Genomic DNA, 17412 nt, shown 5'->3' with positions numbered 1-17412 from the left:
AGATATCAGTTCAAATTTGTTTGTATTTAAAGAGGAATATTTCCGTGCTTTTTAGCAATTTTCTCCATGTATTTGTTTTCCAGAGCTTCGAAAGCGGAAATTAATTTTTTACGGGTGTTGGCGGGTTCAATTACTTCGTCAACATATCCTTTTTCATCAGCAATGTATGGGTTGGCAATATTTTCCTTGTAGTCAGCAATTAATTTTGCTTTTAGTTCATCGGTATTTTTCGATTGGATTAGTTCTTTTCGATGAAGGATTTTTACTGCACCTTCGGGACCCATAACGGCAATTTCGGCAGTAGGCCAGGCAAAATTAAAATCTCCTCCCATATTTTTGCTGTTCATCACAATATAAGCTCCGCCGTAAGCTTTTCTTACTATTACGGTTATTTTAGGAACAGAAGCTTCGCTAAATGCATACAATAATTTTGCACCGTGGCGGATAATTCCGGAGTGTTCCTGATTGCTGCCAGGTAAAAAGCCGGGGACATCTTCCAGAACCAAAATAGGAATATTGAAAGCATCGCAGAAACGAACAAAACGGGCGGCTTTCTCTGCCGAATTAATGTCCAGAACTCCGGCTAAAACCTTGGGCTGATTGGCAACCAATCCTATTACTTTGTTTTGAAGGCGTGCAAATCCTATGATGATATTACCGGCAAAATTTTCAGATATTTCGAAAAAGCTGTTCTTATCTGTAATATTATTGATAATATCCAGCATATCGTAAGGAATGTTGGCCTCTTCAGGGATAATTACACCAAGTTTTTGGGGATTATTAGGAGCTAAAGCTTCTTGAGCCGATACAGGAGGAAAGTCTACATTGTTAGAGGGTAAATACTGCAATAATTTTCGAACCCCCAAAAGAGTATGTTCTTCATCATCGTAAACAAAATGAGCAACCCCACTTTTGGAACCATGTATATCCGCACCTCCTAAATCTTCCGAATTTATTTCTTCATTTAGGACTTCTTTCACTATCTCCGGACCGGTTACAAACATGTATGCTGTTTGTCTGGTCATAAAAATAAAATCGGTAAGAGCCGGAGAATAAACGGCACCACCGGCAGCAGGTCCAAGTATGACCGAAATTTGAGGAATTACACCCGATGCTTTTACATTGCGGTGGAAAATTCCGGCATATCCTGCTAAACTTGCCACACCTTCCTGTATTCTTGCTCCGCCGGAATCAATTAGTCCGATTATTGGATGCCCCATACTTAAGGCCATGTCCTGAACTTTCATGATTTTGGCGGCATGAACAGATCCTAGTGAACCTCCCATAAACGTAAAATCCTGAGCGAAGGCAAATACTTTGCGGCCGTTTATTTTGCCATGTCCGCAAATTACGCCGTCTCCGTATATGTTTGTTTCTATGTTGCCTGAAGGTTTAACAAATGCATCTATTTCCTCGAAACTGTTTTCGTCGAACAGCAATTCAATTCTTTCTTTGGCAGTTAGTTTTCCCTTTTTGTGTTGTTTCGAGAAATATTCCCAATTGTATTGTGCCGCCAACTGTTCTTGTCGGCTTGTATATTTTTGAAATGGTATTCTGTTGTCTTTCATTGTTTTTAGTTGTAAAATTTAAATGAATTCATTGTGAACTTATTTTCCAATAAATAGAACTTAGGTAAAAAGTAATACCAGGATTTGTGCGAGTAAAACCCGTAGGAACATGACCAAAGGGTAAACAGTGGCGTAAGCAGTCGATTGTGCCTGAATCGGAGCTATTGAATTGGCAAATTCCAAGGCCGGCGGGTCGGTCATGGATCCGGCCAATAAACCACAAATAGTGAGGTAATTGATTTTTAAGGTATGTGCAATAACGGCAACGATAAGGAGAGGAATAAAAGTGATAGCAATGCCATAAAGCATCCAGATGTAACCATCGTTTAGAAGCGTTTGTACAAAATATTTTCCCGATGAAATTCCAACACAAGCCAGAAAAAGAACAATACCCAGTTCCCGGATAAAAAGGTTGGCACTTGGAGTCATATAGAAATCAAGTTTACCAATCCGGCCTTTGTGCCCAAGTATAAGTGCAATTAACAGTGGTCCGCCTGCTAGGCCTAGCTTGGCCGGTGCAGGAAGGCCGTGAATATTTATCGGAAACAAGCCAATAATAACCCCTAGTAATATTCCCAGAAAAATGGGCAGGATATTAGGGTGTGATAGTTCTTTTACAGAGTTGCCAAGCAGAGAGGCAACTTTAATCAGAGCTTTTTTTTCTCCTACAATACGTACGGTATCACCAAATTCAATACTGTCTTCTTCCTTTGGCATTAACTCAATACCATTTCTGTAGATTCTGGTAATGTTTACAGGGAACTGGCGTGAGATCCCAATTTGTTTTATACTTTTTCCCGCCAGCTTCTTATTGGTGATCATGACTTGTTTCATTCCAAGTTTGCCAGACACCTCAACATCTTTGGTTGTATTTATTTTGCCCAAATTAAGTTGAATGTATTTAAAATTTGATTCTACCGATACTCCATAAAGAATATCTCCTTTTTCAAGAATTGTTTCGGAATCGGCAGCTATAAAATCATCGTTTCGTTTAATTCTTGAGAGAACAAAATTATTACTGCAGGTATCTTTCAGAAAAAGTATGCTTTTGCCAAAAAGGTTTTGGTTGGTAATCTCAACGTTTATGGCAATTGGCTTTCCATCGAGGCCGGTAATTTCCTTATTGTATCGTTCTTCTTCCTGTTTTACATTGATTTTGAAAATTACACGCAGTAATATCATGCTGATAATAATTCCAAAAATTCCGAACGGATAAGCAACAGCATAGCCCATGCCCGTAATTTCGATATTTTCGCTTGCGCCCATAACATCGCCAATGGTTTGCTGAGCAGCACCTAAACTGGGAGTATTGGTTACAGCTCCGCACATAATTCCGGTGATCACGGAAGTGGGAACATCGAAAATAAATTTTATAGCAACTGCAATAAAGAAACCTGAAATAACAATTCCTGAAGCGAGCAGGTTAATCTTTAATCCATTATTTTTAAGTGAAGTGATAAAGCGTGGCCCCACCTCTAAACCAATGGAATAAACAAATAATATCAAGCCAAATTCTTTAATAAAGTGCAATACGTGTGCATCGGTTGCAGCACCCAAATGCCCAATTAACAGACCGGAAAACAGTATGCCTGCAATGCCAAGTTTAATTCTGAGAAACGATAGTTTTCCAAATAGAATACCTAAAACAGCTGCCAAACAAATGATGACAATTGTAGATGCTGTTCCTGGTGTAGTTAATAGTTCTATAATGTTCATGTTGAATTATTGGTGTTTTAAACGATATGATCTCAGAAGAAGATCATTTTTTAGTGAGAAATAAAGGGATATGAAACGTCCATGTCAAAGCGATTTTGACACACAGGGAGATGATTATCTCAGCATGGTAAGTTCCATATGGCAACTTAAAAACAAATTATAATCATATGAAAAGAGCCGGAACTCCCATCTACCTTGATACGAAGTCAGGATATTATGGATTGGCAAATGAAAGTGCCAGCTCAATTTTATTGATTTAGAGGCTAGTCAGGAATCAATAAGGAATCTTATAAACTTTTTGAAATGGGAAGTGAATATTTTTTCCGGAATAATTAGTTGCAAAGCCAAAATACATGTTGTGTTCGGTCTTTACTGCTTTCTCCATTTCGCGAGGAGTGCTGCTTACTTTTTGCATAACAATACATTTTAAATGGTAAAACTGTATGCTTTGCGTCAATCAATAAAAAACAGGAATAATAAAATTAAAAAGGAACTTTTAATTCACCAGCGAGTCCTGATTTTTAGCTTTATGTCGCGAAAGCATCAATCTAATTAAATAAGACAGGTCTCCTGGCTTTTCCATTTGCAACGCCTTCCCATTCCTGATATTGGAACAGTGGCTTGATGTTGCAAACTGTATTGGAATTACAGTTGCGCGTCAGCTCACGATTTTAACGTGATTCCCTATTAAACCCTTTTTACGGGGTATCTTAATTATTTTCGGAAGCAAAGTTATTAAAAAAAGTATCTAAAAAACAAATTTAAATTTCCTTTAAGTTGAATCAATTTGATTTTACGGACATAAAAAGGAGAGAAGTAAAGAAACTGATCGTTTACAGAGGTATGGATTTTACAAGTAATCAATTGCTGAAGTTAACTTGATTCTCTGGGATGTTGATTAAAATATTAAAGCCTTAATTGGCTTGTAATGGGAGCTGTAGGCTGTGTTACTTATTCGCGTTAACTTGCATATCTATGCTGTGAAACACTTCTGGTTTGTTTGCCCCGAATGCGATATCTTAAATATATATAATACATTTGCATCGATTTTGGTGTTCTGCTCAGACTATCGTCTGAGGGAATGAAAAGGGAATCCGGTGAAAATCCGGAACAGTCCCCGCTACTGTAAATCTCATTTTGCCGTGTGCAAAATATGGTTTTTACACCGCAAGCCACTCTCAGCAATGGGGGGAAGGCTGTAAAAACTGAGATAAGTCAGGAGACCTGCCAAGTCGTAACTAAAGAACATTTTGCTTCCGGGAATCGAAGTATATGTATTGAACTTACGCGCGTGTTCAGTATTTATTATTCCAATTTCTTTGTTTGTGTAAACATTTGGCAGCAAGATGTGATGTTTTAAAATTTAAAAAACAAAACGATCATGCAGTTTAAAAATTACATTCTGATTGGCCTTTTTATATTGGCAAGTCAGAGTTTAGTTGCTCAAGTGGGGACATTGTCCGGAGCAGTCACAGAAAAGGACGGGACAAATCCTTTAATTGGTGCCAACGTTTATTTCCATGGAACAACCATAGGAGCCGCTACCAACAGCGATGGGTATTATTCGTTTCGAAACTTAAAGGTGGGAGAGTACGAAATTGTTGTTTCCTATTCGGGATATGGAAGAAAAAAAGAAATTATAGAAATTAAGGAAGGAGCAAATGCCCTTGATTTTCAGTTGAATAAATCCGAGAGAGAATTGGGCGAAGTGGTAGTTACAGGTACCGGTACACCGCATCATTTAAAAAGTGCTCCCGTTCAAACCGAACTAATCAGCAGCAAGATGGTGAAGGCTGTTTCGGCATCGGGATTTGATGATTTAATGACTGGAATTAGTCCATCATTTGATTTTAGTCCGGGCAGTATGGGGGCTTTTATGCAGTTAAACGGATTAAGCAATGATTACATTTTGGTACTTGTTGATGGAAAAAGAATGTATGGAGATGTTGGAGGCCAGAATGACATCAACCGCATTAATCCTGATGATATTGAACGAATTGAAGTGGTTAAAGGTGCATCTTCATCATTGTATGGATCAGAAGCCATTGCAGGTGTAATTAATGTGATTACCAAAAAATCGAAACGAAAAATCTACGCTGAAAGCAATTCCCGATTAAGTGAACATGGAAACAGACAGTACTTCAATAAAGTAGGTTTGAATTTAGGGCGTTTTTCATCTCTTACAACTTATTCAAGAAAGGAATCGGACGGGTGGCAGCTAAGCAAGTTCGAAATTGACGATGATATGGATAATGATGATCCATCGGATGATGTACTTGTTGTTACAGATGCCAAACAAGTGAATGCCTTCGAGGATTACACCATCAGTCAGCGCTTTGATTTTGCCGCAACCAATAAACTAAGCGTATATGCAATGGGATCGAAATACGAGAAGGATGTATTGCAGCCAATTACAGTAAAAAAATATGGTTATTACTACAACGATTTTTCTTATTCGGCAGGAGCCAAATACCTAATTAATAAGAAGGACTACATCGCTTTAGATTTTAATTCTGATCAATTTAAATACTATTACAAGTACAATCAGAATGACATATCTTCAAAATCAGGGAAAACCCTTCATTCAATAAGAGAAAAAGTTCTTAATACGGATCAAAAACGCGAAGATGTAAATCTAAAATACGTTTTTAGTCTAAAAAAGGCACATCAATTTACATTGGGTGGAGAATACGTAAACGAAAGCCTGAAATCGGAAGGTCGGTTGGTAAATGCCAAAGAAGATGCTTATACCCTTTCTGCATTTGCTCAGGATGAGATCAAACTAATTAAGAACCTCTCTTTGGTAGCTGGCGTTCGTTACGTAAAACACAAAGAATTTGGGAATGATTTTACACCCAAATTATCCACACTTTACAAATTCAACAATTTTAATTTTAGAGCAACATATGCAAAAGGTTTTAAGGCTCCAACATTAAAAGAGTTGTATTACCATTACGAAAAAGCAGGGAATCTCTACTTGGGAAATACTGATCTTGATGCGCAAAAATCTGATTATTATTCTTTTTCGGCAGAATACATTGTTTCAAAATTATCGTTTAGCTTATCGGCCTATCAAAATAGTGTTGATGATATGATTGCCTACCAAACAGTTGAAACAAGTGCTGCAGATAGAGCCGATGGAATTAAAAATACACGTCAGCACTACAACATTGGAGAAACAAAATCAAAAGGAATCGATTTCCTTTTTAATGTGAAAGTTGGCGGAGGCTTTACTCTTGGCGGGGGATACTCCTATGTAGATGCTATGAATGAGACAGATGACATTCGTTTGGAAAATGTGGCTCAAAATTATGCCAATTTCCGTTTGCTGTATGACAGAAACTGGAAAGATTATGCTTTAAACGTAAGCTTGATTGGCAGAATTCAGGATGAGAAATTTTATGAAGGTGAAAAAAATGCCGACGGGTACAATTTATGGAAACTAACAACCTCACATCGGTTTACAAGTGCAGGAACATCTCTTGAAATAACTGCCGGAGTTGATAATATTTTCGACTACGTAGATGACAGTCCTTACGGATCTCATTACGGCACTTTAAATCCGGGACGAACCGTATTTATTGGCTGTAACATCAAGTTTGCAAAATAGAATACACATTTATCTGCATAAGGCAAATTCCCTGAACTGTTTAAAAATTAGAAATTCCTGATCAGGGGATTTGCTCTTTGCCAATTTTGATACCCTAACATGAGCAGATTTAAAAATATTACCCTCCAAATTCACAATCTATCAGGAAGTGTACTCAGCCTGATGTTTGTGATTTGGTTTTTATCAGGTTTTGTCCTGATTTTCGCAGGTTTTCCTCATGCTTCAAAAGAGGAAAGGTTTCTGCATCTGTCTTTTTTAACAAAGTCTGACTTTGATTCCATTCAAGCTCCTTCAAAGAGTTTTTCAGGTGAAATAGAATTAGAGAAAATGAATGGAAATCCGGTTTACAGAGTTTATTCCGGAAGAAAATCGCAGAAAGTATACAATGCTGTTTCTTTGAATGAAAGTGAAAAAGCAACAGAAAAAGAGGCAGTAAATTTAGCAGAGGATTTTACGGGTGCTAAGCTTCAATCAGTTGAAAAGATTGAAGAATTAGACCAGTGGATTCCTTGGGACTACTACAATCCCTTACTTCCTATCTACAAATGTTATTTGAATGATAAGGATCATACGCGGATTTACATTTCTGAGAAAACAGGCAGTATCATTCAGGAAACAACAAGAAAAAGCCGTTGGGCCGCACGACTGGGAGCCATTCCTCATTGGATTTATTTTAAATCGCTGCGCCTGCAAAAAGGACTTTGGTTAAAGGTGGTGGCCTGGATTTCTTTTCTGGGTATTCTGGTAAGTATTACGGGTTTAGTGGCAGGCTTTATTCGTTTGAAGAAAAGAAAGAAAAATTCTCAGTGGACAGAATTTAGTCCTTACAAAAAGTTTTGGTACAAGTGGCATCACATTACCGGTTTTCTGTTTGGCTTTTTTGTATTCACGTTTATTTTGAGTGGTTTTTTCTCTGTTGTCGATATTCCCAAAAGCCTGGTGCCGGTACATGCAAAAGTTTCTGCCGCGAAGGTATGGAATCAGAAACCTGATGCGAAACAGCATGCAGTAATATCAATGTCTGATTTATGGAATGCTGTTAAAGGTGAAAAACCGATCCGGAAAGTAGTTTGGAAAACCGTTATGAATCAAGCTTGCTTTTGGGTGTATCGGGATCAGTTTGAATTGCCGGATGTGTATGTTGCCACAGCTGATGGTGTTTTTGCAAAACCGGACTATTCAGAAAAGGAAATCAGCAGTTGGTGCAAAAGTGCATTTACAGGCACCAATTACGATCTAAAAGAGTTGAACGAATTTGATGCCTACTATCAAAAATCCGGGATGTGGAAACGCCCTTTGCCCGTATGGCAGCTGAGCTTGCACGATGCCGATCATACCTGCATGTACATTCATCCGAAAACGGGAGAAGTCATCAAAAGCTACAACAGCAACGACAGAGGACGCCGTTGGTTGTACAAATCTCTGCACACTTTGGATTTCCCATTTTTAAAACAACACGAATGGTTAAGAAAGTTCTTGCTGTTATTCCTTTCGTTGGGAGGAACCGTGGTAAGTGTATCAGGCTTTGTGTTGGGAATAAAATGGATCAGGAGAAAAGCTAAAAAATCACTGCCGGTAAGGTTGAAACCGGTTAAAATAAAATCCAATGATTAAAAAATATCAGTTCAGTAAATTTTTAAAGACAGGCTTGTTCCTGCTCCTAATAACATTTTCATTTATGGCTGCAGCTCATACTAAAAAAGCGAATAAAACAGGAATTCTATTGGTCTCCTTTGGTTCCAGTTATCCCGAAACCCGGGCAACCTTTCAACACATCGAAGAGGAAGTGAAAGCCACGTTTCCAGATTTGGAAATACATTGGGCTTTTACATCAAAAATTATTCGCAATAAACTTCGCTCACGCGGCGAAACTATTGATTCGCCTGCCGAAGCTCTGGCAAAAATGGGAGAGGAAGGTTTTACGAATGTGGCGGTTCAGTCTCTGCATGTAATTCCCGGAGAAGAATATGAAAATTTGAAAACAACGGTGGAGGCATTTTCTGGAATGCCAAAAGGAATTGATCGGGTTCAATTAGGCAAGCCTTTGCTTTATCATCAAAATGACATTGAAAATTTAGGTGATGTTTTGCTGCAAAACCTGCCGGAAGGAATGGTGGAAGGCGATGTACTTGTTTTTATGGGACATGGCACGCATCATCCGGCAAATGTATATTATCCGGGAATGCAGTACTATTTGTGGGAAAAAAATCCAAATGTATTCCTGGCTACTGTCGAGGGATATCCTGAATTGAATCAGGTGATTGAGAAATTGGAAACCCGAAAAGTAAACAAAGTATGGTTGCTTCCTTTTATGACCATTGCCGGCGATCATGCCCGAAACGATATGGCGGGTGAAGAGGAAGAAAGCTGGAAATCAGTATTGGAAGCCAGGGGATACAAAACAGAAGCAGTTTTGGAAGGAATGGCAGATCAGGATGATGTGGTCCGCATTTGGATTGAACACCTGAAAGATGTTCTGGTTGAACTCAAATCAAAAAAATAAACTTTGGGAATTAAGAACAGGATCTGCAATTACAGCAGCATTCATTCTAAGCACTAAATCAAAATTTATGGAAAGGAAGGCCTTTATTTTTAGTAACATACTACTTCTTTTATTTTCACTAAGCAGTTGTAAACCAAATGCAAAAGAGATTCGATCAGAATCTGGAAAGTATCAGAAGAAGGAATTGAAGTATGCTAAAGGGTTTGAGATTTTTAATTCCGTTAAGGATCAGGTTCTAAGAATTTATAATGGCAAAACGAATGACTCAACTTATCAGGAATTTAAATTGGTGAGAGAGAAATTGGCAGGAGATAAGAGTCCGAATACCATTCAGGTTCCCTGTAAAAAAATCATCTGTTTGTCGTCCACTCAACTGACTTACTTTTTTGCATTACAAGATATTAACCGCATTGTGGCAACCAACAGCAGCCGGCACTTGTTTCATCAAGGCATCAACAAGCGAATTGAAGATGGAAATGTGAAACGGGTTGGAAAAGAGGGGCACTTTAATACCGAATTGATTGCCGGATTAAATCCTGATTTAATTATTGTTTCCCCCTACAAATCGGGTGGTTACGATGCCTTGAAAAATTTGGGTATTCCGTTGGTTCCTATGGCGGCTTACGATGAAAAATCACCCTTGGGGAGAGCCGAATGGGTAAAAATGATTGCACCCTTTGTTGGAAAGGAAAAGCAGGCCGATTCTTTGTTTCAAAAAATAGCCTTTCGATATGATTCCCTTAAAACCCTCACTGAAAAAGTGAAAATACGACCAACAGTATTCTCAGGAAAAATGAAGTCGGGAACCTGGTATGTGCCGGGAGGCAAGAGTTTTTACGCCAATTATTTCCGCGATGCCGGAGCCAAATATATTATTGAGGACGATAAACAAGGAGCTTATCCTTTGGGGTTCGAAAGTGTTTACACCAAAGCTGCCAATGCCGATTTTTGGCGGATTCTGGTTCCCGAACCCTTAGGTTTCGGGCGCAAATCACTGATTGAGCAAGACGTTCGTTATGCTGATTTTAAAGCCTATCAAGAGGGAAATGTAATCATGTGCAACATCAGAGAGAAACCCTACTATGAGCAAAATGCCATGAAACCGGATGTGATATTGGCAGATTACATTCATTTCTTTCATCCCGATTTGCTGCCCAATTACAAACCGGAATTTTATGAGGTTTTAAAATGATTCATATGATACCTATTTTTCAGAGAAAATCAGTTCTGATTCCTTTATCTCTTGGTCTTTTGTTGATTTTGATTGCCTTAAATCTGGCAATGGGATCGGTCAATATTCCTATTGCCGAAGTTGTTGATATTGTAACAGGAAAAGGATCATCCAATGTAATTTGGGAGAATATACTGCTGCGAACCCGACTGCCGCAAACCATAGTTGCCTTAGGTGCAGGTATGGCTCTCGGAGTAGCCGGACTGCTCATGCAAACACTTTTTCGAAATCCTTTGGCTGGGCCTTCGGTATTGGGAATTTCTTCGGGATCGAGTTTGGGGGTTGGCTTTGTTCTTTTGGTGGCAGGGCAGGTTTGGGGATTTTCCTTTTCCCGATTGGGTATTTGGGGCGATTTAGCAATAATTACAGCCTCGTTGGGAGGTGCTTTTGCTGTTTTAGCTTTGATCCTGTTCATCTCGCATAAAATTGGAGGCACCTTAAGTGTACTTATCATCGGAGTGATGATTGGATATCTGTCCAATTCGGTGGTGGGTGTATTGAAATTCTACAGCATGGAAGAAGATGTACACAACTATGTAATATGGGGATTGGGCAGTTTTTCGCGCATGTCGGTTGACCGGGCTTATTTGTTTGCGATGATTACCATTGTGCCCTCCTTACTTGCTTTGTTTTTAAGCAAATCGCTGAATTTAATGGCTTTGGGCGATCGGTACGCCAGCAATTTAGGTTTAAAGATCAAGCGGGCACGCTTGCTGATCATTTTATGTGCAGGAACATTAACCGCTGTTGTAACTGCCTTTTGCGGTCCCATCATATTCATTGGCATGGCCGTTCCGCATCTGGCAAAACTGGTATCCCGCACAAGCAATCATTTATATTTAATTTGTAATGCCTGCATTTTAGGAGCAGCAACAGCATTGCTTTGTAATTTGCTGGCCCGTCTTCCGGGAATGGAAAGCGAATTGCCCATTAACTCGGTAACGGCTTTTATTGGCGCACCGGTTGTTATCTCAGTAATCTGGAAAAAACGCAAAGAAAATTTTTAGCCCATTAGCATGAATAAAAACCTACTGCACATTAGAAATCTTTCGATAGGTTACGGCAGCAAAATTGTAGCCGGCGATTTATCCGCCATTGTTCCATCAGGAGAATTAATTTGCCTGTTGGGATCAAACGGAACAGGAAAAAGTACTTTGATGCGAAGTATTTGTGGCTTTCAGCCTGTTTTAGGAGGTTTAATTGTGATTGATAATCGGGAAGTTCATCAATTGAACGAAAAGGAGTTGTCGAAACAGATTGCAGTGGTGTTAACCGATAGAGTTGTTGTTCCGAATGCGAATGTGCAGGAGTTGGTAGGTTATGGCCGCAGTCCTTACACAGGGATGCTGGGACGATTGAACGCTGCAGATAAAATTATTGTTGCTCGCGCCATGGAGCAATGCGGAATTGCACACAAAAAAGACAGCTTGCTTACTTCTTTAAGCGACGGAGAGAGACAAAAAGCTTTTATCGCCAAAGCTCTTGCTCAGGATACGCCGCTAATTATATTGGACGAACCAACTGCTTTTTTAGATTTGCCCGCCAGAGTTGAGATCATGCAGTTGTTACGGGATATTGCCAATACATCCGGAAAATCCATTTTAATGTCTACCCACGATCTGGATTTGGCATTGCAGCTATCGGATCGCTTTTGGTTGCTGCAAAATGGAGGTCCGCTAATCACAGGTAGTCCGGAAGACTTACTGCTTAAAAATGCCTTTCAAAAAATGTTTCAGCACAAAGGAATTGTGTTCGACAATAAAACAGGTTTGTTTAAAGTGATGCATGCCCAGCACTCACAGGTAGCAGTAAAAGGTCATGGATTCGAATATGTTTTACTCAGGAGAGCCTTATCCCGAAAAGGAATAAAAGTAATAAGAGCAAATTCGGATGACTGCAACCGTGTGGAGGTGAATAAAGATGCCCAAAAACCATTCTCCTTGTATATCGGTGACCAATGCATACAGTCTGAAGACTCTGTTGAAGTTTTTGTGAATCGCGTATTGGCTGCAAAGAGTTTGCTTGAGGTACAAAGTGAATCATGCGTACTGTCTGAATAAACTAACATTTTGCTTCCCGTTTAGAATTGCTTGAAAATGAGATCTCCTTTGTCTCATGAATGAAAGCTTTGTATCCCTTACTTTTCTTTTAGCCTGTTTTTTTTCACTTTTTGCTGAACTACAGCAATTACTTGAAAAATAGAATCTAATAAGGTTAATATTTACATATTTTGTTAATTTTGAAAACAATCAAAAATTTCAGATTCCAATTTGGAATACAATGGATTCAAAAAATGTTTGTGTAAGGTAGAGACGCAATGCTTCGCGTCTAAATTGCAATAATTAATGGGGTAAAGACGCCATGCTTGGCGTCTGAATTGTAAATGAAATTAAAGGATACCATTCATGGCATCAGAAAAGGATAATTATATATGAGACGCGAAGCATTGCGTCTGTACAGAATAATAAATAAAAATGGCAGAAAAATTTCAAAATAAATACCGCATACCATCCGCCCGATTAAAAGATTGGGATTACGGATCGAATGCCATTTATTTTGTGACCATTTGTACCCACGAACGCGAACATTATTTTGGCGGAATTACCAATGGAAAAATGATTTTGAATGAAATTGGGGAATTGGCCGCAAGCGAATGGATGAAAACACCCGAAATCAGACCCGATATGAATTTGGAATTGGGCGAATTTGTAATCATGCCAAATCATTTTCATGCCCTAATCACCATTGGCAAAAATAATTCCAATACGGGTACAGACACGATGCATCGCGTTTCAAATGAAACAAAACTGTATTCAGACGCGAAGCATCGCGTTTCAAATGAAACAAAACTATATTCAGACGCGATGCATCGCGTCTCTACGTTTGGATCACAATCCAAAAATTTGGCATCAATCATTCGCGGATTCAAATCATCCGTGACCATCAATGCCCGAAAAATCAATTCCAATTTCGCATGGCAAACCCGGTTTCACGATCATATTGTGCGCGATTTTGATTCCTGTCACAGAATAGAACAATACATACAAAATAATCCAGGCAACTGGAAAAACGACGAGATGTATGAATGGTAGAGACGCCATGCTTGGCGTCTGGTTTGCGGGGTAGTAAAAGTAAATGTCAAATTAACTGATACAAAAATAAATGGTTCCCAACTACAATGAAGATCAATTGTTAAAACACAATTACAGCGAAGACGAATTAAGATTTCTAAACCTGCTTGCTGAGAAATTTCCCACAGTTCAAGCCGCCTGTACCGAAATCATTAATCTTGAATCAATCATGAATCTGCCCAAAGGTACTGAGCATTTCCTTACAGATATTCACGGAGAATACGAGACCTTTAGTCATGTGCTGCGAAATGCATCGGGCATGGTACGAAAGAAAATTGATATTGTTTACGGGAACACAATCAGCGAAAAAGAAAAGAATCAGCTGTCAACACTCATTTATTACCCTGAGGATAAACTCAAACTCATCACAATCGAGCAAGATAATCTGAACGAATGGTTTGCGGTTACGCTTCGCAGACTGATTGACGTAGCCCGCGTTTCGGCCGATAAGTATACACAATCGAAGGTGAGAAAAGCCATGCCACCCGATTTTGCTTATGTAATTGATGAATTGCTGAATGAGCCTAACGCGAAAAAGGAAAAATATTTCGAATGCATCATACAATCCATTATCGATGTAGATCGGGCCAACCAGTTTATTGTAGCCATTAGTAAGTTTATACAACGCTTGCTGATTGATCGGCTGCACATTATTGGTGATATATATGACAGAGGTCCCTATGCCGATAAGGTAATGGATGTGATACAGGATCATTATTCGGTAGATATTCAGTGGGGAAATCATGATATTGTTTGGATGGCAGCGGCATCAGGAATACGTGCCAGTATAGCTGCCGTAATTCGTTTGAGTGCCCGATACAACAATCTGGACACGCTGGAAGATGCCTACGGGATTAATCTGATGCCATTGGCTACCTTTGCCATGAAAGCCTACGAGGGGGATCCGTGTGAGGCTTTTATTCCTAAGAATACGCCGGTAGAAAACATCGGATCGACTCAGATTAAACTGACCAGTAAAATGCACAAAGCCATTATGGTGATTGAAATGAAACTGGCAGGAGAGATCATTCAGCGAAATCCGGAAATGGAAATGGACGACCGCTTGCTTCTCGACAAAATTGATTATGAAAAAGGTACTGTGAGAATTGACGGACGGGAACTGGAACTGAACGACAAATCATTTCCAACTATCGATCCAAATAATCCTTATCAACTAACCGAAGAGGAGAGAATGCTGACTGAAAAACTTCAATTTTCCTTTTTGTATTGCGACAAACTGCAGCGGCACATTAAAACATTATTCTCAAAAGGTGGTACTTATCTTTCCTACAATTCAAATCTGCTGTTTCATGGCTGTATCCCTCTCGACGAAACGGGAAATTTTAAAGAGCTTACTTTACTGGGCGAAAAATACAAAGGGAAGGCCTTGTGCGATCAGTTTGATTTAATTTCCCGGCGGGCTTATTTTAACCGCGAACATCCCGAAAAAAGGAACAAAGACCGTGATTACATGTGGTATTTGTGGAGCGGGGCTTATTCGCCGCTTTTTGGCAAAAAGAAAATGGCCACTTTCGAACGATATTTTCTGAACGATAAAGAAGCTCAGCGCGAAGAAAGCAATATGTATTACAAGTTGAGGGATGATAAAGATTCCTGCTGTCGGATTTTAAAAGAATTTGGACTCGATCCCGAAGTATCGCACATTGTTAACGGGCATGTGCCGGTAAAAGTGGGAAAAGGAGAAAGTCCGGTGAAAGCGGAGGGGAAACTCTTTGTGATTGACGGAGGAATGTCGAAGCCCTATCAAAAGGTGACCGGTATTGCCGGATATACCTTAATTTATGATTCTTACAGTTTAATTTTGGCCGAGCATACCTCTTTCGAATCGAAACACAAAGCCATTCACGATGAAGTGGATATTGTTTCAACCCGAAGCATGATTGAGCACGCAACCAAACGAATAAGAGTGGGCGACACCTATATTGGAGCCAATCTGCGCCAACAAATTCTCGATCTGAACCGATTGCTGGATGCGTACCGAAAGGGTGTTGTAAAAGTGAAAAGTGTAGGTTAAATGAAAGTATATCGATACGCTAAGACCTGAAAGTTCTTGCAATCTATTTTATTTGGAGCAGGACTTAAAAATAAAATTTCAAAAAGGCTGAATCATTGTGATTCAGCCTTTTTTTGAATTCTCGAGCTTGAAATATGTTTTGCTGGAGTGAACTTGTCTTCTATATTTTTGGTATGATAAACTCCAATTGGATACATAGAAGTAAATAACATTCTGAAGAACACATATAAATAAATCCATGATCTTGTTTTTTATTCTATGATCATAATCTCCTTTGGTATATTTTGTTAATTTTGAAAACAATCAAAAACTTCCGACCCTAATTTGCGAATAAAATGGATTCAAAAAACATGGTACTCTATGGATTAGCCGCGATTGCAGGCTTTTTTATTTTAAGAGCTTTGTATAGAGGCATACGAGGCAGACAAATGTTGCAAGAAAGATTACTAAAAGAATATCGACAAGCTTTAAACGGAATAGATCGCCCAATAGCATTAGCCGCTGGGAGAGCCTATTTTTCTTTTCTCAGAGGAAACAATGAACTTGCTCAAATAGATGAGCAAATGATTGCCAATGATATGAAGGCAATGCCTCAGGAGAAAAGTCAATCTCTTCAGGAAGATTCGAATGATATCATAAGTAAATTGGAAAGATTAGCTAAACTGAAAGAACAAGGAGTTTTAAACGACGCTGAGTTTTATGAACAGAAAGCTAAGATACTTAGCCTTTAAGAATATTTTCTACAGCCAAATTTAAATACCTATGAATAAAAATAATCTTTCGGAAAGAGATATTTGCACCGATCTTATTTGTATCAGTAGTCGTGAAATTCGTTGAGACCTTTATAAGTGGGATTGCCGGCTAAGGGTTTAAAATTATAAATTCGGAATTATGAATGTGAAAGTAATAAGTATTTTGGCTATCGTATTAGTTGCAATTTGGCTTGGCTTATACAGTTGGAAATGTAGAAATAGAATAAAAAACTATAAATGGGTTTTTGAATGGTTCTATCCATGTATCGTTTTTTTAATTTCGATAAGCGTTCTTTATCTTTTAGTTAATAGATTTATTGAAGCTACAGCCGGAGAATTTACATGGCACATGAAAACTGAAGCTTGGTCTTATTTTGGGGCTTTTATTGGGGCTATATTATTAGCTGCAACACTTATTTATCAGATTAGGGCTTCACGTCGTCAACAAGTTGAGTCCAAGTTTTTTGAATTGGTTAAATATTATCGAGATAATATTTCCGAAATGCGAATTCGAAATCCGTTTTATTATAACGACGATAAGGGAAGAGTCTACGAAGAGAAATTTGTTGAAGGTCGTAGGGTAATGAAAATAATCTTCGATCAATACAAAGTCGCTTTTGGTATTTGTAAGCAATACAAGATCGTACCCGAATATAAATTTGAAAAGTTACTAAATACAATAGTTCGTTAAGTTTTGACTTATAATGTTGAAAATGAGAAGAATAAGCAGTGTTTAAGTTTGGATAATCCCTTAAGAATCAGTATCTTAATGTTTGTTTTCGAAGCAATTATTAAGTATGACTCTCAAAGGAAAATCCAATAGCAAATATCATATAAAAAATATTTTAGACAAAATGTCTGGTGTA

At 38.6% G+C, this 17412-nt stretch carries 13 protein-coding genes and 2 riboswitches; of the genes, 10 read left to right on the top strand and 3 right to left on the bottom strand.

All coding sequences use genetic code 11. The features are described from left to right. Positions 1-26: 26 nt before the first annotated feature. The 3 genes from BZG01_RS03850 to BZG01_RS21495 form a co-directional block, all read right to left on the bottom strand. Positions 27-1568, bottom strand: coding sequence for an acyl-CoA carboxylase subunit beta (locus tag BZG01_RS03850; RefSeq protein ID WP_101308516.1), 1542 nt, complete (start codon positions 1566-1568; stop codon positions 27-29). 60 nt (positions 1569-1628) lie between these two features. Further along, positions 1629-3284, bottom strand: a complete 1656-nt coding sequence (locus BZG01_RS03845) for a putative transporter (protein WP_101308515.1) — start codon at positions 3282-3284, stop codon at positions 1629-1631. 274 nt (positions 3285-3558) lie between these two features. Next, entirely contained in the window at positions 3559-3699 is a 141-nt protein-coding gene (locus BZG01_RS21495; RefSeq protein WP_180327197.1) for a hypothetical protein, read from the bottom strand. A gap of 128 nt (positions 3700-3827) precedes the next feature. Continuing rightward, a riboswitch (cobalamin riboswitch) is annotated at positions 3828-4012 on the bottom strand. A gap of 305 nt (positions 4013-4317) precedes the next feature. Further along, a riboswitch (cobalamin riboswitch) is annotated at positions 4318-4530 on the top strand. Positions 4531-4665: 135 nt separating this feature from the next. On the opposite strand from BZG01_RS21495, the gene BZG01_RS03840 reads away from it, so the two are divergent. From BZG01_RS03840 to BZG01_RS03795, 10 genes are all read left to right on the top strand, one after another. Next, complete coding sequence (locus BZG01_RS03840; protein ID WP_101308514.1) at positions 4666-6894, top strand: TonB-dependent receptor; 2229 nt, start codon at positions 4666-4668, stop codon at positions 6892-6894. A gap of 99 nt (positions 6895-6993) precedes the next feature. Continuing rightward, entirely contained in the window at positions 6994-8508 is a 1515-nt protein-coding gene (locus BZG01_RS03835; RefSeq protein WP_101308513.1) for a PepSY domain-containing protein, read from the top strand. Then, entirely contained in the window at positions 8501-9397 is an 897-nt protein-coding gene (locus BZG01_RS03830) for a sirohydrochlorin cobaltochelatase (RefSeq protein WP_101308512.1), read from the top strand. Before BZG01_RS03835 ends, BZG01_RS03830 begins: the two co-directional genes overlap by 8 nt. 67 nt (positions 9398-9464) lie before the next feature. Beyond that, the gene (locus BZG01_RS03825) at positions 9465-10589 is read left to right on the top strand and encodes an ABC transporter substrate-binding protein (RefSeq protein ID WP_101308700.1); all 1125 of its coding nucleotides are present in this window, start codon (positions 9465-9467) and stop codon (positions 10587-10589) included. A 5-nt stretch (positions 10590-10594) separates the two neighbouring features. Next, positions 10595-11635, top strand: coding sequence for a FecCD family ABC transporter permease (locus BZG01_RS03820; protein ID WP_101308699.1), 1041 nt, complete (start codon positions 10595-10597; stop codon positions 11633-11635). Positions 11636-11644: 9 nt separating this feature from the next. Next, positions 11645-12688 carry an ABC transporter ATP-binding protein gene (locus BZG01_RS03815; protein WP_101308511.1) on the top strand — a complete coding sequence of 348 codons (1044 nt, stop codon included), beginning with the start codon at positions 11645-11647 and terminating at the stop codon, positions 12686-12688. Positions 12689-13102: 414 nt separating this feature from the next. Further along, complete coding sequence (locus tag BZG01_RS03810) at positions 13103-13720, top strand: transposase (RefSeq protein ID WP_101308510.1); 618 nt, start codon at positions 13103-13105, stop codon at positions 13718-13720. A 70-nt stretch (positions 13721-13790) separates the two neighbouring features. After that, on the top strand, positions 13791-15794 hold the full coding sequence (locus tag BZG01_RS03805; RefSeq protein ID WP_101308509.1) for a fructose-1,6-bisphosphatase: 2004 nt from the start codon (positions 13791-13793) through the stop codon (positions 15792-15794). Positions 15795-16129: 335 nt separating this feature from the next. Then, on the top strand, positions 16130-16525 hold the full coding sequence (locus tag BZG01_RS03800) for an SHOCT domain-containing protein (protein ID WP_101308508.1): 396 nt from the start codon (positions 16130-16132) through the stop codon (positions 16523-16525). Positions 16526-16685: 160 nt separating this feature from the next. Further along, positions 16686-17237, top strand: a complete 552-nt coding sequence (locus BZG01_RS03795; RefSeq protein ID WP_101308507.1) for a hypothetical protein — start codon at positions 16686-16688, stop codon at positions 17235-17237. Positions 17238-17412 lie beyond the last annotated feature (175 nt).

It is taken from the genome of Labilibaculum manganireducens (genome assembly GCF_002843385.1).
GTDB lineage: Bacteria > Bacteroidota > Bacteroidia > Bacteroidales > Marinifilaceae > Labilibaculum > Labilibaculum manganireducens.
This window is presented reverse-complemented; position numbering and strand designations above follow the sequence as displayed.